Annotated in this window: 18 protein-coding genes and 1 pseudogene; 14 read left to right on the forward strand and 5 right to left on the reverse strand. The window is 70.0% G+C overall.

The features are described 5' to 3' along the window. Nucleotides 1-52: 52 nt before the first annotated feature. Both ACWIHY_RS01605 and ACWIHY_RS01610 read right to left on the reverse strand, forming a co-directional pair. A complete protein-coding gene (locus ACWIHY_RS01605) occupies nt 53-562 on the reverse strand; it encodes a GNAT family N-acetyltransferase (protein ID WP_454373534.1) in 510 nt (169 codons plus the stop codon). Nucleotides 563-633: 71 nt separating this feature from the next. Then, complete coding sequence (locus ACWIHY_RS01610) at nt 634-1,380, reverse strand: hypothetical protein (protein ID WP_454373535.1); 747 nt, start codon at nt 1,378-1,380, stop codon at nt 634-636. A 288-nt stretch (nt 1,381-1,668) separates the two neighbouring features. On the opposite strand from ACWIHY_RS01610, the gene gcl reads away from it, so the two are divergent. The 4 genes and pseudogenes from gcl to ACWIHY_RS01630 all read left to right on the forward strand — a co-directional run. Further along, a complete protein-coding gene (gcl, locus tag ACWIHY_RS01615; protein WP_454373536.1) occupies nt 1,669-3,444 on the forward strand; it encodes a glyoxylate carboligase in 1,776 nt (591 codons plus the stop codon). A 194-nt stretch (nt 3,445-3,638) separates the two neighbouring features. Continuing rightward, nucleotides 3,639-5,081 (forward strand): vanadium-dependent haloperoxidase, encoded by a 1,443-nt coding sequence (locus tag ACWIHY_RS01620; RefSeq protein WP_454373537.1) that lies wholly within the window; start codon nt 3,639-3,641, stop codon nt 5,079-5,081. A gap of 103 nt (nt 5,082-5,184) precedes the next feature. Next, on the forward strand, nt 5,185-6,390 hold the full coding sequence (locus tag ACWIHY_RS01625; RefSeq protein ID WP_454373538.1) for a cytochrome P450: 1,206 nt from the start codon (nt 5,185-5,187) through the stop codon (nt 6,388-6,390). A 72-nt stretch (nt 6,391-6,462) separates the two neighbouring features. After that, nucleotides 6,463-7,575 (forward strand): annotated as a pseudogene (locus tag ACWIHY_RS01630) (type III polyketide synthase); the annotation flags it as partial. A 369-nt stretch (nt 7,576-7,944) separates the two neighbouring features. On the opposite strand, the gene ACWIHY_RS01635 reads toward ACWIHY_RS01630, so the two are convergent. From ACWIHY_RS01635 to ACWIHY_RS01645, 3 genes are all read right to left on the reverse strand, one after another. After that, nucleotides 7,945-9,402, reverse strand: a complete 1,458-nt coding sequence (locus tag ACWIHY_RS01635) for a catalase (protein WP_454373539.1) — start codon at nt 9,400-9,402, stop codon at nt 7,945-7,947. Between the two features lie 196 nt (nt 9,403-9,598). Next, nucleotides 9,599-10,498, reverse strand: a complete 900-nt coding sequence (locus ACWIHY_RS01640) for a 2-hydroxy-3-oxopropionate reductase (protein WP_454373851.1) — start codon at nt 10,496-10,498, stop codon at nt 9,599-9,601. A 28-nt stretch (nt 10,499-10,526) separates the two neighbouring features. Beyond that, nucleotides 10,527-11,348, reverse strand: a complete 822-nt coding sequence (locus ACWIHY_RS01645; RefSeq protein ID WP_454373540.1) for a TIM barrel protein — start codon at nt 11,346-11,348, stop codon at nt 10,527-10,529. Nucleotides 11,349-11,815: 467 nt separating this feature from the next. On the opposite strand from ACWIHY_RS01645, the gene ACWIHY_RS01650 reads away from it, so the two are divergent. From ACWIHY_RS01650 to pucL, 10 genes are all read left to right on the forward strand, one after another. Next, entirely contained in the window at nt 11,816-12,235 is a 420-nt protein-coding gene (locus tag ACWIHY_RS01650) for a hypothetical protein (RefSeq protein WP_454373541.1), read from the forward strand. 210 nt (nt 12,236-12,445) lie between these two features. Beyond that, entirely contained in the window at nt 12,446-12,970 is a 525-nt protein-coding gene (locus ACWIHY_RS01655) for a hypothetical protein (RefSeq protein ID WP_454373542.1), read from the forward strand. Then, entirely contained in the window at nt 12,967-14,160 is a 1,194-nt protein-coding gene (locus ACWIHY_RS01660) for a peptidoglycan-binding protein (protein ID WP_454373543.1), read from the forward strand. The genes ACWIHY_RS01655 and ACWIHY_RS01660 overlap by 4 nt, the downstream gene beginning before the upstream one ends. Beyond that, entirely contained in the window at nt 14,157-14,930 is a 774-nt protein-coding gene (locus tag ACWIHY_RS01665; RefSeq protein ID WP_454373544.1) for an ABC transporter ATP-binding protein, read from the forward strand. Before ACWIHY_RS01660 ends, ACWIHY_RS01665 begins: the two co-directional genes overlap by 4 nt. Continuing rightward, nucleotides 14,927-16,165, forward strand: a complete 1,239-nt coding sequence (locus tag ACWIHY_RS01670; RefSeq protein WP_454373545.1) for an ABC transporter permease — start codon at nt 14,927-14,929, stop codon at nt 16,163-16,165. The genes ACWIHY_RS01665 and ACWIHY_RS01670 overlap by 4 nt, the downstream gene beginning before the upstream one ends. Nucleotides 16,166-16,214: 49 nt before the next feature. Further along, nucleotides 16,215-16,466 carry a hypothetical protein gene (locus ACWIHY_RS01675; protein WP_454373852.1) on the forward strand — a complete coding sequence of 84 codons (252 nt, stop codon included), beginning with the start codon at nt 16,215-16,217 and terminating at the stop codon, nt 16,464-16,466. Between the two features lie 62 nt (nt 16,467-16,528). Continuing rightward, nucleotides 16,529-16,858, forward strand: a complete 330-nt coding sequence (locus ACWIHY_RS01680; RefSeq protein ID WP_454373853.1) for a helix-turn-helix domain-containing protein — start codon at nt 16,529-16,531, stop codon at nt 16,856-16,858. A gap of 167 nt (nt 16,859-17,025) precedes the next feature. Further along, the gene (gene uraD / locus ACWIHY_RS01685; RefSeq protein WP_454373546.1) at nt 17,026-17,532 is read left to right on the forward strand and encodes a 2-oxo-4-hydroxy-4-carboxy-5-ureidoimidazoline decarboxylase; all 507 of its coding nucleotides are present in this window, start codon (nt 17,026-17,028) and stop codon (nt 17,530-17,532) included. A 6-nt stretch (nt 17,533-17,538) separates the two neighbouring features. After that, nucleotides 17,539-17,943 (forward strand): hydroxyisourate hydrolase, encoded by a 405-nt coding sequence (gene uraH, locus ACWIHY_RS01690; protein WP_454373547.1) that lies wholly within the window; start codon nt 17,539-17,541, stop codon nt 17,941-17,943. Between the two features lie 7 nt (nt 17,944-17,950). After that, nucleotides 17,951-18,874: a factor-independent urate hydroxylase gene (pucL, locus tag ACWIHY_RS01695; protein WP_454373548.1), complete on the forward strand. Its 924-nt coding sequence runs from the start codon at nt 17,951-17,953 to the stop codon at nt 18,872-18,874.

Genomic DNA, 18,874 nt, shown 5'->3' on the forward strand with positions numbered 1-18,874 from the left:
CGGCGACACGGTCCCGGCCCGGTGGGGGCCGGGGCTCACCCTTCCCCGCCCGTCACAGCTCGCACCGCATGCAGACCCTCGGCCAGCGGTCGAGGCCGTGCGCGGCCTCCTCGCGCCTGATGTTCCGGAGCCCGGCCGTCAGCTCGGCGTCGGCGAGGGTCCGGAAGCCCAGTCGCGCGTAGTAGGGGGCGTTCCACGGAACCTCCGCGAAGGTGGTGAGCGTGAGCGCCGTGAGTGTCTCGTCGGCGGTGGCGTGGCTCGCGACATGGGTGATCAGCGCGCGTCCGAGGCCGCGCCGGGAGGCGCGCGGGTGCACCGAGACCTGCTCGATGTGCGCCGCCGCGTCCACGACGTCCCAGATGAGGTACGCGTCGGCGCGGTCGTCGGCGTCGGCGGCGACCCAGGCGCGGCCGGCCCGCCGGTAGCCGTCCAGCACCTCGAGGGCGGGCGGCTCGTCGTCGGCGATCGCGGCCATGCCCAGGGCGCGGAAGGGCTCACCGGCGGCGCGTTCGATCGCCTGGAGGCGGGGGAGTTCGGCGAGAGTGGCGTGACGTATGCGCATGGTCGAGTATCGCTGCCGGTCGCGGTCGTCGTCGCGGTCTTTGTCGTGGGGCTCCGAGCCGCCGTCGCCGCTCAGGCGCCGGTACTGATCAGCTCGTCCGCCGGGCGGTTGACCGGTTGTGGCGTGCCCGTGAGGTCCATGACGAAGAGCGGCACCCCGAGGGTGTCCGCGCGGGCCCGCGCGTCGTCGGCGTACCCCGCGAGGGAGAAGAACACGCTCACGGCGGACGCGCTGAGCCCGTGCAGCCACAGGCACTCGACATCGCGCAGAGCGGCGGGGCGGGTCGTCGGGTCGACCTGGGCGACCATTCCCGGCGCCCGCAGGTCGATGCCGGAGGCCGGCCGCTCGGGGGACTGCATGATGTCGCGGAACCCGAGCCATTTGAGGTAGAGCGCCGCTGCGGTCACCGCGTCCCGCGCGGTCCTGATGGTCATCGGGCGGAACTTCGGACGCGGGGGAGCCGCGGTCGGCGGCAGCGGGATGTGCGCCGGACGTCCGCCGGCCGGGGCGGGCGTCCGCCCGCCGCCGGTGGTGGGCGCGGGCGGTGCGGAGCGCGGTACGGGGCGTACCGGAATGCGCAGGACCGCGCCGCAGGCGCACCCCAGCTCGGGTTGCGGCCACTGGTCCTGGCGCCCGCAGGAGCCGCACAGCACGGTCACCCACGCGTCGGTCCAGGTGCGGTGCGTGATCCGCTCCGGGACCGCGCCCCGTAACAGCGGCGGCGCCAGCGGCTCCCCGCACGCGCACGGGAAGACCGGTGGCGTGAAGGTGTGCTGGCGACGGCATGCCGGGCAGCGCACCGGCACGTTCTCTCCCATGACCGTCCCCCTCGGACCGTCGGCGTGTCCCTGTGCCGCACGTGCGTGTGCGGGTGACCGCGGTACGTGCGGCTGCGCACCTGTGACCGCGGTATGCCGCCCATCGTCCACCAAGAGCGAGGCGTTGGGGAGGGACTTCAACCAATGCCCGCCCTTGACGCGCGCCGGACCTCACCTTAGATTGCTTCCGTATAGCAGAATTGAAATTCCGCATTATGGAAACTATGGAGTGAGGCTCACCGGCCCGCAACGGTGAGGTCGCTCCGACTGGCCGAGCAGGAGTACGCGATGCCTCGAATGACCGCAGCCCGAGCCGCAGTCGAGATCCTCAAGCGCGAAGGCGTCACGAACGCGTTCGGTGTGCCGGGCGCGGCGATCAACCCGTTCTACAAGGCCCTCCAGGCGGGCGGTGGCATCGACCACACGCTCGCCCGCCATGTCGAGGGCGCGTCCCACATGGCCGAGGGCTACACCCGCACCAAGGCGGGCAACATCGGTGTCTGCATCGGTACGTCCGGCCCCGCCGGCACCGACATGATCACCGGCCTGTACTCCGCGATCGGTGACTCCATCCCGATCCTGTGCATCACCGGCCAGGCGCCCACCGCGGTGATCCACAAGGAGGACTTCCAGGCCGTCGACATCGCGTCGATCGCCAAGCCGGTCACCAAGTGGGCCGTCACCGTGCTGGAGGCCGCGCAGGTCCCCGGCGTCTTCCAGCAGGCGTTCCACCTGATGCGCTCCGGCCGCCCCGGCCCGGTCCTCATCGACCTGCCGATCGACGTCCAGTTGACCGAGATCGAGTTCGACCCCGAGACGTACGAGCCGCTGCCGGTCTACAAGCCCGCGGCCACCCGCAAGCAGGTCGAGAAGGCAGTCGCGATGCTGCTCGAGTCCGAGCGGCCGCTGCTCGTCGCGGGCGGCGGCATCATCAACGCCGACGCGTCCGAGCTGCTCGTCGAGTTCGCCGAGATCACCGGCGTCCCGGTCGTCCCGACCCTGATGGGCTGGGGCATCCTCCCCGACGACCACGAGCTGAACGCCGGCATGGTCGGCCTCCAGACCTCGCACCGCTACGGCAACGCGACCTTCCTGGAGTCGGACTTCGTCCTCGGCGTCGGCAACCGCTGGGCCAACCGTCACACCGGTGGCCTGGACGTCTACACCAAGGGCCGCACGTTCGTCCACGTCGACATCGAACCCACCCAGCTCGGCAAGATCTTCGCCCCGGACTACGCGATCGCGTCCGACGCCAAGGCCGCGCTGGAGCTCTTCGTCGAGGTGGCGAAGGAGCTCAAGGCCGCGGGCAAGCTGCCGGACCGCTCCGAGTGGGCCGCCTCCGCGCAGGAGCGCAAGGCCACGCTCCAGCGGCGTACGCACTTCGACAACGTCCCGATGAAGCCGCAGCGCGTGTACGAGGAGATGAACCGCGCCTTCGGCCCCGAGACCCGGTACGTCACCACCATCGGCCTCTCGCAGATCGCCGGCGCGCAGATGCTGCACGTCTACCGGCCGCGCCACTGGATCAACTGCGGCCAGGCGGGCCCGCTCGGCTGGACGATCCCGGCCGCGCTCGGTGTCGCCACCGCCGACCCCGAGACCCCGGTCGTCGCGCTCTCCGGCGACTACGACTTCCAGTTCATGCTCGAAGAGCTGGCCGTCGGCGCGCAGCACAACATCCCGTACGTCCACGTCCTGGTGAACAACGCGTACCTCGGCCTGATCCGCCAGGCGCAGCGCAACCTCGACATCAACTTCCAGGTCAACCTGGAGTTCGAGAACATCAACTCCCCGGAGCTGGGCGTCTACGGCGTGGACCACGTCAAGGTCGCCGAGGGCCTCGGCTGCAAGGCGATCCGCGTCACCGAGCCGGACCAGCTGCTGCCTGCCTTCGAGGAGGCGAAGAAGCTCGCCGCCGAGTACCGCGTCCCGGTGGTCGTCGAGGCGATCCTGGAGCGTGTCACGAACATCTCGATGGGCGTCCAGATCGATGGCGTCAACGAGTGGGAAGAGCTGGCCACCGAGCCGGGCCACGCCCCGACGGCGATCCGTCCGCTCGTCTGACGGACCCCGCCCCCGCTCCGCCCCTTGTCCCGTTCCGGGGCCCGGTCTGCTCCCGCAGGCCGGGCCCCGGGCGTTTCACGGGCGCGTACACCTCATTGCGTCCCCCGGCTTGCGGAGGGCGGACTCAGCGGTTGATCTTGATCCAGCACCTCATCCGGTGCCCATCCGGTCATACCGCTCGAGGGAGTGTCCCTGTGCGCCTGAACTGCCCTGTGCCGTCCCGCTCGTCCCGGTCGGGGGTACGCGCCGTCGTCGGCATGCTCGCGACGCTCGCACTCGCCGCCGTTCCCGGTGTGGCCGGACCCGCGGCCGCCGCCGACACCCGCCGGGCGCCCGCGGCGGACCCCGCGGCGGACCCCGCGGCGGACCCCGCGGCGGTCCGCGACTGGAACGCCATCACCACCCAGACGATCAGCGCCAACCTCGGCGCCATGCACCCCTCCGGGCAGGTGGCCGTCTGGCACGGGTTCGTCTCCGCCGCCGTCTACAACGCCGTCGTCGGCATCCAGGGGAAGTACGCCCTCTACAAGTGGCAGGCGCGGGGGCCCGCCACCGCGTCCCCCGAGGCGGCGGCCGTGACCGCCGCGCACCACGTACTGCTCACCTACTTCCCCGCGTCCCGGACCGGGCTCGACGCCGAGTACGCCAAGTCCCTCGCCAAGATCCCCGACGGCCGCGCCGAGGACCAGGGCGTGGCCTACGGGAAGCGCGCCGCCGAACACATCGTCAAGCTCCGTGAGGGCGACGGCCGTTACGAACCGGTCGAGTACACCCCTCCGCCCGCACCCGGCGTCTGGCGGCCCACCCCGCCCGCCCACCAGCCCTACCTCGACATCTGGCTCGGCACGATGCGCCCGTTGCTGCTCGAGGCCCCGGACCAGGCGCGCCCCGGCCCGCCGCCCGCACTGTCCTCGGCCCGCTACGCGAGGGACGTGAACGAGGTGAAGGCCATGGGCGCCAAGACGGGCTCGGGCAGAACCGCGCACCAGACCGAGACCGCCCTCTTCTTCGGCGGCAATCTGCTGGTGCAGTTGCAGACGGCCTTCCGGGACTACGCCGACCGGCATCGCCTCGGCCTCGCCGACACGGCGCGGCTGTTCGCCGCGGTCAACACCTCGGCGGCCGACGCGGTGATCACCGCGTGGGACTCCAAGCTGCGCTACGGCTTCTGGCGGCCGGTCAACGCCATCCAGCTGGCCGACACCGACGGCAACCCCGCGACCGAGCCGGACCCGCAGTGGCAGCCGCTGCTCGTCACGCCTCCGCACCCCGACTACATCAGCGGTCACGCGGCCGTCGCCGGCGCCGTGATGCGCACGGCGACCGGCGTTCTGGGCACCTCACGCATCGACCTGCACGTCCGGTCCGAAGCCACCGCGACCGCACGGCATTACGAGCACGCAGACCGGTTCAACCAGGACATGGTCGACGCCCGGGTGTGGGGCGGAATCCACTTCCGCAGCGCTGACATCGCCGGGTGCGACGCCGGCAGCCGCGTCGGGGACTGGGCGCTCGGCCACTACTTCCGGCCGCTGCGCAAGGCCGCGCCACCGACGTCGCGACCGGTGTCGCGACCGGCTCACGCGGCGCCGAATTCGATGTCGCCGCAGGTCGCTCCTCCGAAGTGTTCGCGCTGAAGTCCGCATCTCCCTCTAATCGGTTAATTAACCCGCATGGGGACATGACCGCCCCACCGGTTGGGGATGTGTCGGAAATCGATCGCACACCGTCTGGAGCAACGTGGAGACCACCGGCACCGTATGGAGCTGTCCCTTCGACTACGCGGAGGCCCTCGAGTTCGACCCCCAGCTCCGGCAGATGCTGGAGGCCGAGCCAGTGGCCCGCATCCGGATGCCGTACGGCGAGGGCGAGGCCTGGCTCGTCACACGCTACGAGGACGTGCGGACGGTGACCACCGACCGGCGGTTCAGCCGCAGCGCCGTCAAGGGCCGCGACTTCCCGCGGATGACGCCGGAGCCCATCGTGCAGTCCGAGTCGATCAACCTGATGGACCCGCCGACCAGCAGCCGGCTGCGCAGCCTGGTCGCCAAGAGCTTCGCGCCGCGCCATGTGGAGCGGATGCGTGAACGCACCCAGAGCGTCGTGGACCTGATGCTCGACCGGATGACGGACCTGGGTTCACCCGCCGATCTCGTCGCACATGTGGCGGCGCCGCTGCCGCTCATGACGATCTGTGAGGTTCTCGGCATCCCCGAGGACGACCGGCCCCGGCTGCGCGCCCACGCACTCACCATGATGGACGTCGGCGCCGCCAACCGGGACGCGGCCGTCCGCGCCAAGGCGGAACTGCGCGCCTACTTCGCCGGGCTCAGCGCCGAGCGGCGCCGGGCCCCCGGCGACGACATGATCAGTACGCTGGCGACCGCCCGCGACGGTGCCGAACTGCTCGATGACGACGAGCTGGCGGTCATGTCGATGGTGCTGCTCATCACGGGCCAGGACACCACGACGTACGAGCTCGGGAACATCGCGTACACCCTGCTCACCCGCCCCGACGTGCTCGCCACGCTCCGCGCGCGCCCCTCGGCCCTTCCGGCCGCGATCGAGGAGCTCCTGCGCTTCATCCCCTTCCGCAAGGGCGTCGGCATCCCGCGCGTCGCCACCGAGGACGTGGAGTTGGGCGGGGTGCTGATCCGGGCCGGGGACGTCGTCCATGTCTCGTACCTCACCGCGAACCGGGACGAGCGGAAGTTCGACCGGCCCGACGAACTGGACGTGGACCGGGCCACCGTCCCCCACATGACCTTCGGCTGGGGCGCGCACCACTGTCTCGGAGCGCCTCTCGCCGCGATGGAGCTCGAGGTCGTGTTCGCCGCGCTCCTCGACCGCTTTCCCGGGCTGCGGCTCGCGGTGGAGCCGTCCGAGGTGCGCTGGAACACGACGTCGATCTGGCGCTACCCGCTCGGCCTGCCCGTCGCGTGGTGACGACCGCCTGTGGTGACGACCGCCCAGTGGTGACGACCGCGCGGCGACACCGCTGCCCGGCATGAGACAAGGAAGAACATGGCCACACTGTGCCGACCGTCCGTCGCCGTACCCGACCACGTCATCACGATGGAGCAGACACTGGAGCTGGCCCGCGAGACACACGCGGACCATCCGCAGCGGGACCTCGTCCTGCGCCTCATCCAGAACACGGGTGTCCTCACCCGCCACCTCGTCCAGCCGATCGAGGACACCCTCCGGCACCCCGGTTTCGAGACCCGCAACCGGCTGTACGAGGCCGAGGCGAAGTCACGTGTTCCCGGCGTCGTACGTCAGGCGCTCGCCCACGCCGAGGTGGAGCCGGGTGACATCGACCTGATCGTCTATGTCTCCTGCACCGGCTTCATGATGCCGTCGCTGACCGCCTGGCTGATCAACACGATGGGCTTCAGGTCGCAGACCAGACAGCTGCCCATCGCCCAGCTCGGCTGCGCGGCGGGGGGTGCCGCGATCAACCGTGCCCACGATTTCTGCACCGCGTATCCGCAGGCCAATGTGCTGATCGTGTCCTGCGAGTTCTGCTCGCTGTGCTACCAGCCGACCGACCTCGGGGTGGGCTCACTGCTCTCCAACGGTCTGTTCGGCGACGCGATCTCGGCGGCCGTGGTGCGCGGCGAGGGGGGCGTCGGCATGCGGATCGAGCGCAACGGCTCCCATCTCGTGCCGAACACCGAGGACTGGATTTCGTATGCCGTACGGGACACCGGGTTCCACTTCCTGCTCGACAAGCGGGTCCCCGGAACCATGGAGATGCTCGCCCCGGCCCTCAAGTCGCTGGTGGCCCAGCACAGTTGGGAGGTGGCACAGATGGACTTCTTCATCGTCCACGCGGGCGGGCCGCGCATCCTCGACGACCTGTGCCACTACCTGGACCTCCCGCCGGAGATGTTCCGGTTCAGCCGGGCCACGCTCACCGAACGTGGGAACATCGCCAGTTCCGTCGTCTTCGACGCGCTGGCCCGGCTGTTCGACGAGGGCACCGTAGAGAACGGCGCCGGCGGGCTCATCGCCGGATTCGGGCCCGGCATCACGGCGGAGACCGCCATCGGCCGGTGGGTGGGCGCCGCCCCGGCCGCCGTCCCCGCGGCCGCGCGGGCCGTTGAGGCCGCGGTGTCGGTGGGCTGACCCCCGGCCCCCGAGTGCCCGGGAACGCCTGAAGGGCGCGGGGCGGGTACGGGACCGTCCGTACCCACCCCGCGCCCTGGCAGGGGGAACCTGATGCCGCCCGACGGCACGAGACTGGCGCGACAGGACGTTCGCGCCGTCGGGCGGAGCTGTTGAGGAAGGGGTTCCGCGGCGGGGGCGATGAGCTTTCGGGCGTCCTCCCCTCAGGTCGAGGAGGGCGCACCTGGAGCCTTGACCACCGCACTGGCTCGCTCGCCGCCGCGGCACCCATTCCGTCCGTGACCCTCGGCCACCCCTCATTCGGGCCGACGGTACGGACTGCACCACCGGCCCGACCTCCCGTCAGGCCCGCGATGCGGTCTCGGTGTTCTAGTCCTCGCGCAGGGCGCGGACCGCTTCCTCGACGCGCTTGCCGTACTCCGCGTCCGCGGCGTGGAAGTGCGCGAGGTTCTTCTCGATCACGTCGTCGCGGCTGACCTGCGAGAGGCCACCGGCGATGTTCGCGATCAGACGGGACTTCTCCTCGTCCGACATCAGCCGGTAGAGCTCACCGGCCTGGAAGAAGTCGTCGTCCTTGACGTGGGCGGGCGCCTCGTGCGTGCCCGTCCAGCCGGTCAGCGCGAGCGGGGCGGAGAGCGCCGCGTCCGTCTGGGCCGGGCCCTGGTACGAGTTGGGCTCGTAGTTCTTGTCGTGGCGCGAGCCGTAGCGCGTGGCGTAGAGACCGTCGCGCCCGTAGTTGTCGGCCACGGTCGCCTTCGGGGCGTTCACCGGCAGCTGGGTGTGGTTCACACCGAGGCGGTAGCGGTGGGCGTCCGCGTAGGCGAAGAGGCGGCCCTGGAGCATCTTGTCGGGCGAGGGGCCGATGCCCGGAACGAAGTTGTTCGGGGAGAACGCGGCCTGCTCGACCTCGGCGAAGACGTTGTCCGGGTTCCGGTCGAGGACCAGCCGGCCGACCCGCTGGAGCGGGTAGTCGGAGTGCGGCCAGACCTTCGTCAGGTCGAACGGGTTGAACCGGTAGTCCGCGGCCTCGGCGGCCGGCATGACCTGGACGTACAGCGTCCAGGACGGGTTCACGCCGCGCTCGATGGCCTGGAGCAGGTCTGTCTGGTGCGAGTTGGCGTCCTTGCCCACGAGTTCGGCGGCCTGCTCGGACGACAGCGAACGGATGCCCTGGTTCGTCTTGAAGTGGTACTTGACGAAGAAGGCCTCGCCCTGGGCGTTCGTCCACTGGTAGGTGTGCGAGCCGTAGCCGTTCATGTGGCGGTACGAGGCGGGGATGCCGCGGTCGCCCATCAGCCAGGTGATCTGGTGCGTCGACTCGGGGGAGTGCGCCCAGAAGTCCCAGACGTTGTCCGGCTCCTGCTTGCCCGTGAAGGGGTCGCGCTTCTGGGAGTGGATGAAGTCGGGGAACTTGATCGGGTCCTTGATGAAGAACACCGGGGTGTTGTTGCCGACGAGGTCGTAGTTGCCCTCTTCGGTGTAGAACTTCAGCGCGAAGCCGCGCGGGTCACGGACCGCGTCCGCGCCGCCCAGGTTGTCGGCGACGGTCGAGAAGCGGATGAACGTCTCGGTCCGCCTGCCCACCTCGCCGAGGAAGTTCGCGTGGGTGAAGCCGGTGACGTCGTCGGTCACCTCGAAGTAGCCGTACGCACCCGAGCCGCGGGCGTGGACGACGCGCTCCGGGATGCGCTCACGGTTGAACCGGGCCAGCTTCTCCAGCAGGTGCTGGTCCTGGAGGAGGAGCGGGCCGCCGACACCGGCGGAGGCGGAATTCTGGTTGTCGGCGACCGGGGCGCCTGACTCGGTCGTGAGCACACGCTTCGACATGGGGACCTTCCTGCGGAAATCTGCTGGCGGCGTGAGGAGCGTAAGTACGCACCGAGCGTGACGTCAACAGTTTGTTGAAGTTGAAGAGAGGGATCGGCGCGGACGGAGGCGAAAAAAATTGAATCCGGGCGGCGGCGGCGCCTGGGCGCGACAGGACAGGTGTCAGCGCTGCCGCCACCCGGAAATCAGGGGGTGATCAGCTCTGGGCGGGCTGACCGGAGAGGCGCTCGACGGAGCGCAGCAGGGCTGAGTGGTCGAGGCCACCGTCGCCCTGGGCGCGCAGCGAGGCGACCAGCTGGGCGACTACCGCGCCGACGGGGAGGGCCGCACCGACATTGCGGGCGGCGTCGGTGACGATGCCCATGTCCTTGTGGTGCAGATCGATCCGGAAGCCGGGGGCGAAGTCCCGGTTCAGGAAGTTGGCCTTCTTGCGGGTCAGCACGGTCGAGCCGGCCAGTCCGCCGTTGAGGACGTCGAGCGCCGCCTCGAGGTCCACGCCGGACTTCTCGAGGAAGACGACGGCCTCGGCGCACGCCTGGATGTTGACCGCGACGATCAGCTGGTTCGCGGCCTTCACCGTCTGGCCGGAGCCGTGCGGGCCGCACAGGACGATGGTCTTGCCGAGCGCCTCGAGCACCGGCTTGGCGGCGTCGAAGTCCTCCTGCGAACCGCCGACCATGATCGACAGTACGGCCTCGATGGCACCGGCCTCGCCGCCGGAGACCGGGGCGTCCAGGACGCGCAGGCCCTTCTCGGCGCCGGCCTTGCCCAGGTCGACGGAGGTCTGCGGGGTGATCGAGGACATGTCGATCAGGAGGGCGCCCTTCCTGGCGTTCTCCAGGATGCCGTCCGCGCCGTACGCGATCGCCTCGACCTGCGGGGAGGCGGGCACCATCGTGATGACGACGTCGGCGTCCTTGACGGCCTCGGCGATCGAGGACGCGCCCTTGCCGCCCGCGGCGACGAGGCGGTCGATCTTGGGCTGCTCCAGGGTGTAGCCGGTGACGTCGTAACCCGCCTTCAGCAGGTTCTCGGACATGGGGGAGCCCATGATGCCGAGGCCGATGAAGCCGATCTTGGGGAGGTTGCTCATGATGGGTGCCTCTTTCACGCGCTAAAAATGGTCAGTTCGAGAGCCAGCCGAAGGCTTCGGCACTCGGGCGGTCGCCGGGCTTGTACTCCAGGCCCACCCAGCCGTCGTAACCGGCCTTCTTGAGCTGGTCGAGCAGCTCTTCCAGGGGCAGCGAGCCGGTGCCGGGCGCGCCGCGGCCCGGGTTGTCGGCGATCTGCACGTGGCCGGTCTTGTCGGCGTACGCCGCGATCACCTCGGGGAGGTTCTCGCCGTTCATCGACAGGTGGTAGATGTCGAGGAGGAACTTGGCGTTGCCGAGCCCGGTCGCCTCGTTCACCTTGTCGACGACTGCGATGCCGGCCGGTGCGCTCACCAGCGGGTACAGCGGCGACTCCGGCTTGTTGAGCGTCTCGATCAGAAGGATCGCGCCCACCCGGTCGGCGGCGCGGGCGGCCACCACCAGGTTCTCGAGGGCGAGTTCGTCCTGTACGTCCGGGTCGACGCCCTCCACGCGGTTGCCGTAGAGCGCGTTGAGCGCCTTGCAGCCCACCGAGGCGGCGAAGTCCGCCGCGACGTCGATGTTGGCGCGGAAGCGGTCCGACTCCTCGCCGGGCACGGAGAGCGCGCCGCGGTCCGGGCCGGGCAGCTGCCCGGCGTAGAAGTTCAGGCCGACCAGCTGGGTGCCGGCCTCGTCGAGCGCCTTCTTGAGGGCGTCGAGCTCGGCCTGGTCGGGGGTGGGGGTCTCGATCCAGGGCCACCACAGCTCGACCGCCTTGAAGCCTGCCGCGGCGGCGGCCGCCGGGCGCTCGAGGAGCGGGAGTTCCGTGAAGAGGATCGAGAGGTTCACATCGAAGCGCTGGTCCGTGTAGCCCATGAGGGTTTCGGCGCTCCTTCCGTATCGCGGAAGTTGTTTTCTGCCTGATGGAATGTTGCCTGGTGGTCCGGAGGCCTGTCAAGAGGGTGTGTCCCGGCCGGGCGGCCTGACGGTGCGGAAGGTGCCCCCGGGGCGGTGGTGGCCAGGGGGGTGGCTGAAGGGTGACGGGCCGCTTCCCGTCGTGGTCGGTCTTCTATATGGCCGGTATTCGGTCGCGGCTCACAGGAAGCGCATAGGGAATGCATAGTTCATTTTTGTGGCCGACGTGTTTACCGGCGAGAACGGCATTTTGTGCCCTTGTGTCGAACGGTGGCCTGGACCTGTGCGGAATGACTGATTCGCAGTGCGGTGTGCCTTCATGAGAAGGAAATGAGAATTGACATGCCCGCATTGCTCTGAGCAGAATCGCGTCGCTCGCTCAACGAAGTGGGCAACGGGTTCAACAAGACGCGTTGAATGGGGAAAAGATGACGATCCGCAAAAATCTGGGTCTCGTCGGGGCCGGTGCCATGCTGATGCTGGGTGCCGGGGTGGGCCTCGCGCCCGCCGCAAGCGCGGCTTCCGTGGGGGACGGCCAGGCGGTTTCCACCTCGCAGTCGTCCAAGGGCCAGGTCAAGTCCGGCGTGGGCACCAAGTCCCTCAGCAAGGCCGGCGGCGCCGCCGCTGCCTCGCAGGGCGACGTGAACATCAACGCCAGCTGCTGGAACGGCAGCAGGTCGGGCAGAAACTTCTACATGACCTGTTCCGGCAACGGCTACCGGGTCTACGTGGACTGCTCGAACGGCTACCGGTACACCTTCGGGACGTACTACTACGGCACGTGGAACCACACGCTGACCTGTCCCTCCGGCACCAACGCCGTCTGGGGCGGCTCGATCGGCGGCTGATCCTCGCAGTCGGCCGCCTTCGGGGCGCCGGCTGAAGAAGGCCGAATCCAGGACTGTCCGGACAGTCCTGGATTCGGCCTTCTCGCGTTCGGCGCATTGGGGAATGATCTCTTCCCGTTGTTCTCAGATGAATCTCATAAATCTCTCAGCGATCTCTCTGGAGGGCGTTGCTATTCATGAGTCACACCGGAATTCGACAAGGAGCCTACGTTGAATCTGCAACCTTTAACCCGGCTGGGTGTCTCCTCTCTCGCCGTACTTCTTCCGCTGGCGCTGCTGACCGGATGCGGATCGGACGAGAAAAGCGACGTGCCTTCCGCCGGCGGGAAGACGTCGTCGGGCGGCAGCACCCAAAAGCCCGGCGCCGGAGATCCGGACGCCGACGTCCTCAAGTTCGTGCGGTGCCTGCGCGAGAACGACATCGAGGTCGAGGACCCGGAGACGAACGGCAACGTCTCCATCCAGGTCACGGACACCCAGGACCAGGCCAAGATCAGCAAGGCCCAGAACGCCTGCAAGCAGTTCATGGACGAGGGCGGCAGCGGTGGCGGCGGCGCGGCCGGCGGCGGCAAGGAGACCGAGGAACAGAAGGTGTGGCGGCTCAAGGTCGAACGCTGTCTGCGGGACAAGGGCTTCAAGATCGGCAGCGTCGCGGAGAGCGAGCGCGCGGCCCACGAGAAGGCGTCGAAGGCGTGCTACAAGGAAGCCGGTCCGGTGCCAGGTGCGGGACAGTGAGCGAGCACGAGACCGAGACCGGGGCCCGGACGGCTGTGAGTGACACCGAGGACCTCGGGCCGCGCCCCCGCCGCGCCCGCAGGCTGATCGTCTCCTGCGTGGTCGTGCTGACCGCGGGTGCCGCGGCCGTCGTGGTGGTCCGCGACCGCGCCGACGGCGCGCCCCCGCCGAAGCTCCCGCCGTCCGCGGCCACCGCCCCGGTGACCCGCGGCGACCTGACCGCGAGGGAGACCCTGGACGGGACCCTGGAGTACGCCGACGAGGTGTACCTGCCCAACCGGCTGACCGGCACGGTCACCTGGACGGCCCGCCCCGGAGCGACGGTCGCCCGGGGCGGCGTCCTCTACCGCATCGACGAGAAGCCCGTCGTGCTGCTGTACGGACGGATCCCGGCGTACCGGGCCTTCGCCCCGGGCATGTCCGACGGGGGTGACGTACGCCAGCTGGAGCAGAACCTCGCCGCCCTCGGCTACACCGGCTTCACCGTGGACGAGACGTACACCGACTACACGGCGTACGCGGTGAAACGCTGGCAGCGCGCCCTCGGTCTGCCGCGCACCGGACAGCTCGAACTCGGCCGGGTCCTGTTCGCCCCGCAGTCCGTACGGGCGGGCGAGGCCGACCGCAAACCCGGTGACGAGGCACAGGGCGGCAGCCCCGTACTGGACACGACCAGGGCCGAGCGCACCGTGACGGTGAAGGCGAAAATGTCCCAGCAGCGCCTGCTGCCCGTGGGCAAGAAGGTGACCGTCACGATCCCCGGCCGCGACAAGCCGGTCGCGGGCAAGGTCACCTCGGTCGGCACCGTCGTCGGCGGTGGCGGAGACAAGGGCGGTGACGACGAGGGCGGCGGCGACAACGGCGAAGGCGGCGGACAGAACCCCCAGGGCGGCGACCAGACCGTCACCGTACGCATCGCCCTCGTCGACCAGAAGGCCGCCGGCTCCCTGACCTACTCGCCGGTCCGCGTCGAGGCCGAGAACGAACGGCACCGCGACGTCCTGTCCGTGCCCGTCGCCGCGCTCCTCGCGCTGCGCGAAGGCGGTTACGGCGTGCAGGTCGTCGGGGACGGCCCCGGGGACCCCGACCGCATCGTCCCGGTCACGACCGGGCTGTTCAGCGGCGGCCGCGTCGAGGTGTCCGGGGAGGGCATCACCGAGGGCCTCAAGGTCGGGACGCCCGCGCTGTGAACGCCGTCAGCGAGGCGACGAACGCGCCGGCCGCCGGGCCGGGCGGCCCGCGGCCGCCCGAGCCCGTCATCGAACTCACCGACGTGACCCGCAGCTACCCGGGCACCCCGCCCGTGCACGCCGTACGCGACCTCTCCCTGCGGGTCCTGCCCGGCGAACTCCTCGCCGTGGTCGGTCCCTCGGGGTCGGGAAAGTCCACCCTGCTCAACCTGATCGGCACGCTCGACCGGCCGACCGGCGGCCGGGTGCGCATCGCGGGCTACCCCGTGGACCGGCTCTCCGACCGTCAGCTGTCGGCGCTGCGGGCGGAGCACATCGGCTTCGTCTTCCAGCAGTTCTTCCTCACCCAGGGCGTGAGCGCCGTCGACAACGTGGCGGAAGGGCTGTTGTACGCCGGACTGTCGCGGCGGGCCAGAACAGCCGCCGCCGCCGCGAGCCTGCGCCGGGTCGGTCTCGGCCACCGGCTGCGGCACCGCCCGCACGAGCTGTCCGGCGGCGAGCGCCAGCGCGTCGCCCTGGCCCGCGCGGTGGCCGGCCGCCCCTCCCTGCTGCTCGCCGACGAACCCACGGGGTCCCTCGACACCGCGTCCGGGGCACGCGTCGTCGAACTGCTGCGGGAGCTCAACGCCGACGGCACCACCGTCGTCGTCATCACCCATGACACGGAGCTCGCCGCCCGGCTGCCGCGCCGGGTGGTCATGCGCGACGGGCGGCTGGTCGAGGACCGCGGCGCCGCCGCCCCCCGTACCACCCAGGAGGCCGCCCGATGACCCCGCCCGTGCCCGACTCCGCGACCCGCTCGCCGTCCCGGCCCCCGCTGCGCCCCGCCCGGCTCGGCCCGCTCGACGTCCTGAGGCTGAGCCTGTCCGGGCTGCGTGCGAAACCCCTGCGCGCCGTCCTCTCCGCGGCCGGCATCTCCATCGGCATCGCCGCGATGGTGGCCGTGGTCGGCATCTCGACCTCCAGCCGCGCCGAACTCCAGGCCACCCTCGACACCCTCGGCACCAACCTGCTGCACGCCGAGGCGGGGGAGTCCCTGACCGGCGGGGAGGCGAAACTGCCGACCGGGGTGACCGCCATGGTGCGGCGTGTGCCGCCGGTCAACGAGGTGAGCGCCGTCGGCAAGATCGACGCCAAGGTGTACCGCTCCGACCTGATCCCCCGCGAGGAGACCAACGCCCTGGAGGTTTTCGCGGCGCACCCCGACCTCCTGGCGCCCCTGGGCGCACGCACCTCCAGCGGCACCTGGCTCAACCGGGCCACCGGCGAGTACCCGGCCGTCGTGCTCGGCTCCGCCGCGGCCCGCAGGCTGGGTGTCGTACGAGCCCATCCGGACGTCCAGGTCCTGATCGGCGGCCATCGCTTCACGGTGATCGGGGTCATCGAACCGGTCGTCCTCGCGCCCGAGCTGAACAGCGCGGCCCTGATCGGCTTCGGAGCGGCCGAGCGGACCCTGGGCTTCGACGGCCATCCCACCGCCGTGTACGTGCGGGCCGACGAGAACGCCGTGACCGACGTACGGGACGTCCTCGCCCGTACGGTCAATCCGGAGCAGCCGGACGCGGTACGGGTGGCCCGCCCCTCCGACGCGCTGGCCGCGAAGCTCGCCGCCGACGAGGCGTTCACCGGGCTGCTGCTGGGCATCGGGGCGGTCGCCCTGCTGGTCGGCGGGATCGGGGTCGCCAACACGATGGTCATCGCGGTACTGGAGCGGCGCGGCGAGATCGGCCTGCGCCGCGCTCTCGGCGCCACCCGCGGCCAGGTCCGCAACCAGTTCTTCACCGAGTCCCTGGTGCTCTCCGGGCTCGGCGGATGCGGCGGCGCGGCCCTCGGGCTGCTGATCACCACGGTGTACGCCGAGCATCGCGGCTGGCCCGTCGCGCTGCCCGCGAGCGCGGTGCTGGCCGGCGCTGCGGGCACCCTGGTCATCGGGGCCGTCGCCGGGCTGTACCCGGCGATGCGGGCCGCGCGCGTCTCGCCGACCACCGCGCTGGCGACCGGCTGACGGCGGGGGCTGACGGGGCCGTGCCCGCCGCCAGTACCGTGGGGGCATGGTGCGATTGAGAGTGGAGTTCACGACGGAGCCCTTCGATCTCGACGAGGCGCCGGCGCACGCGCTGGCAGCCCGCGAGGTCATCCAGGCGGCCGAGCTGGACGCTGTGGACGTAGGCCCGTTCGGGAACACCGCCGAGGGTGGCGCGGACGCGGTGCTGACGGCGGTCGACGCGCTGCTGCGCAGGTCCCTGGACGCGGGAGCCACCCGGGTCTCGTTGCAGGTCAACGTGATCGGGGAGGGCGAGAAGTGACGGATCTCGGCGGGCCTGAGGACCATCCCCTCGTCACCGCGGTCAAGCCTCTGGTCGACGCCATGGGCGGCGAGATGATGGTGCCGGAGCAGGCGCGGGGCGACGACGTGGTGCTGGCCTGGGAGGGCCGGGACGTCGTCGCCGTACGGCTGCCCCAGCTGTCGGACTCCCTCGACCACATCCTGGCGGCGCTGGAGCGCCGGCACGGGATGCCGCTGGCGGAGCTCGAGCGCAAGGAGAAGCAGTCGGTCGTACGAATCCTGGAGGCGCGCGGCGCCTTCTCCGTGCGGCACGGGGTGGAGACGGTGGCGAGCGCCCTGGGGGTCAGCCGCTTCACCGTCTACAACTACCTGAACAGGGAGAACGCCGCCAACGCGGCCAAGAGCGACTAGCCCGGCTGTCCAGTAAGTGGGCATATTTGATCGATCATTCGCAGAGGCCGCCGTCCGGACAACGGGTCGGCGGCTTTTGCGTTCGCGATATTTCAACAAAGTGTTGACGAGTTGTTCTTGAGGGCGTTAGCTATGCGCAGCCCGTCCAGCACGCCACGGAGGCTCCCGTGACTTCAGGTTCGACGCCGGGCCTCGCCCGGTTCAACACCTCGGCGGACAGCGAGGCCTCGGCCGCGCTCCACGAGGTGTGCGCCAGCTCGGCGTGGGGGAGCAAGATGCTCGCCCAGCGCCCGTACGCCAACGCGGAAGCCCTCTTCCTCGCCAGTGACGCCGCCATGGCGGAACTGGCCGCGGAGGACCTGGCCGAAGCGATGGCGGGCCACCCGCCGATCGGTCGGCCGAAGCCCGGTGACCCGACCTCCTCCCGCGAACAGCGGGGGATGGCCGGAGCGTCCGAGGAACTGAAAGCCGAGATGCTCGAACTGAACCTGGCCTACCAGGAGAAGTTCGGACATGTCTTTCTGATCTGCGCCACCGGTGCGACCGGTGAGCAGATGCGCGACGCGATGCGGGACCGGATCGGCAACACGGCCGAGGCGGAGCGCGAGATCGTGCGCACCGAACTCGGGAAGATCAACCGAATCCGGCTGACCCGTCTCGCAGAAGAGGACTGAGGACTGATGAGCACCGCGACCACCGCTTCGGTGTCCACACACATCCTGGACACCAGCATCGGACGCCCCGCCGAGGGTGTCGCCATCTCGCTCACCGCCCGCAGTGGCAGTGAGGCCGAGTGGGCGGCGCTCGGCGGGTCCGCGACCGACGCGGACGGGCGCTGCAAGGACCTGCCGGCCCTGCCGGAAGGCACGACCCACGTACGTCTCGACTTCGAGACCGAGGCGTACTTCCGTAATAAGCACAGTTCCAAGAAGCAAGCCGAGGCACAGCAGGACGCCCCCCGCGTAAGGGACAGCGGCGCGTTCTTCCCGGAGGTGGCGATCACGTTCGCCGTCGTGCCGGGCGAACACTTCCACGTACCGCTGCTGCTCAACCCGTTCGGCTACTCCGTATACCGAGGGAGCTAGCACCGACATGCCCACGATTCTCGGCCAGAACCAGTACGGCAAAGCAGAGAACCGCGTCGTCAAGATCACGCGGGACGGCGACACCCACCACATCAAGGACCTGAACGTCTCCGTCGCCCTCTCCGGCGACATGGACGACGTGCACTACTCCGGCTCGAACGCGAACGTCCTGCCGACGGACACCACCAAGAACACGGTGTACGCGTTCGCCAAGGAGTACGGCATCGAGTCCGCCGAGCAGTTCGGCATCCACCTCGCCCGCCACTTCGTGACGTCGCAGGAGCCGATCCAGCGCGCCCGGATCCGGATCGAGGAGTACTCCTGGGACCGCATCGCGACCTCGGACAACAACTCCAAGTTCATCGGCTCCGACGAGGTCAACCACTCCTTCGTCCGCAAGGGCCAAGAGCTGCGCACCACGCAGATCACCTTCGACGGTGAGAACTGGGAGATCATCTCCGGCCTCAAGGACCTCACGGTCATGAACTCCACCAACTCGGAGTTCTGGGGCTACGTCAAGGACCGGTACACGACGCTCAAGGAGGCGTACGACCGCATCCTGTGCACCGACGTCTCCGCCGCCTGGCGCTACAACTGGACCAGCGACGCGGACCGGATGCCCAACTGGGAGAAGTCGTACGCGCAGGCCAAGAAGCACATCCTGCAGGCCTTCGCCGAGACGTACTCCCTCTCGCTCCAGCAGACCCTCTACCAGATGGGTTCGCGCGTCATCAACAGCCGGAGCGAGATCGACGAGATCCGCTTCTCGCTGCCGAACAACCACCACTTCCTGGTCGACCTCGAGCCCTTCGGGCTGAAGAACGACAACGAGGTCTACTTCGCCGCCGACCGCCCGTACGGCCTCATCGAGGCCACCATCCTGCGGGACGGCGTCGAGCCGAAGATCCCGGTCGACATGACCAACCTCTGA

The organism is Streptomyces sp. NPDC055287 (assembly GCF_053646035.1).

Coding starts and splice junctions, on each gene's coding strand:
- ACWIHY_RS01605 (WP_454373534.1), bottom strand. CDS start 562: ATGCGCATACGTCACGCCACTCTCGCCGAACTCCCCCGCCTCCAGGCG.
- ACWIHY_RS01610 (WP_454373535.1), bottom strand. CDS start 1,380: ATGGGAGAGAACGTGCCGGTGCGCTGCCCGGCATGCCGTCGCCAGCAC.
- gcl (WP_454373536.1), top strand. CDS start 1,669: ATGCCTCGAATGACCGCAGCCCGAGCCGCAGTCGAGATCCTCAAGCGC.
- ACWIHY_RS01635 (WP_454373539.1), bottom strand. CDS start 9,402: ATGTCGAAGCGTGTGCTCACGACCGAGTCAGGCGCCCCGGTCGCCGAC.
- ACWIHY_RS01645 (WP_454373540.1), bottom strand. CDS start 11,348: ATGGGCTACACGGACCAGCGCTTCGATGTGAACCTCTCGATCCTCTTC.
- ACWIHY_RS01650 (WP_454373541.1), top strand. CDS start 11,816: ATGACGATCCGCAAAAATCTGGGTCTCGTCGGGGCCGGTGCCATGCTG.
- ACWIHY_RS01670 (WP_454373545.1), top strand. CDS start 14,927: ATGACCCCGCCCGTGCCCGACTCCGCGACCCGCTCGCCGTCCCGGCCC.
- ACWIHY_RS01680 (WP_454373853.1), top strand. CDS start 16,529: ATGGGCGGCGAGATGATGGTGCCGGAGCAGGCGCGGGGCGACGACGTG.
- uraH (WP_454373547.1), top strand. CDS start 17,539: ATGAGCACCGCGACCACCGCTTCGGTGTCCACACACATCCTGGACACC.
- pucL (WP_454373548.1), top strand. CDS start 17,951: ATGCCCACGATTCTCGGCCAGAACCAGTACGGCAAAGCAGAGAACCGC.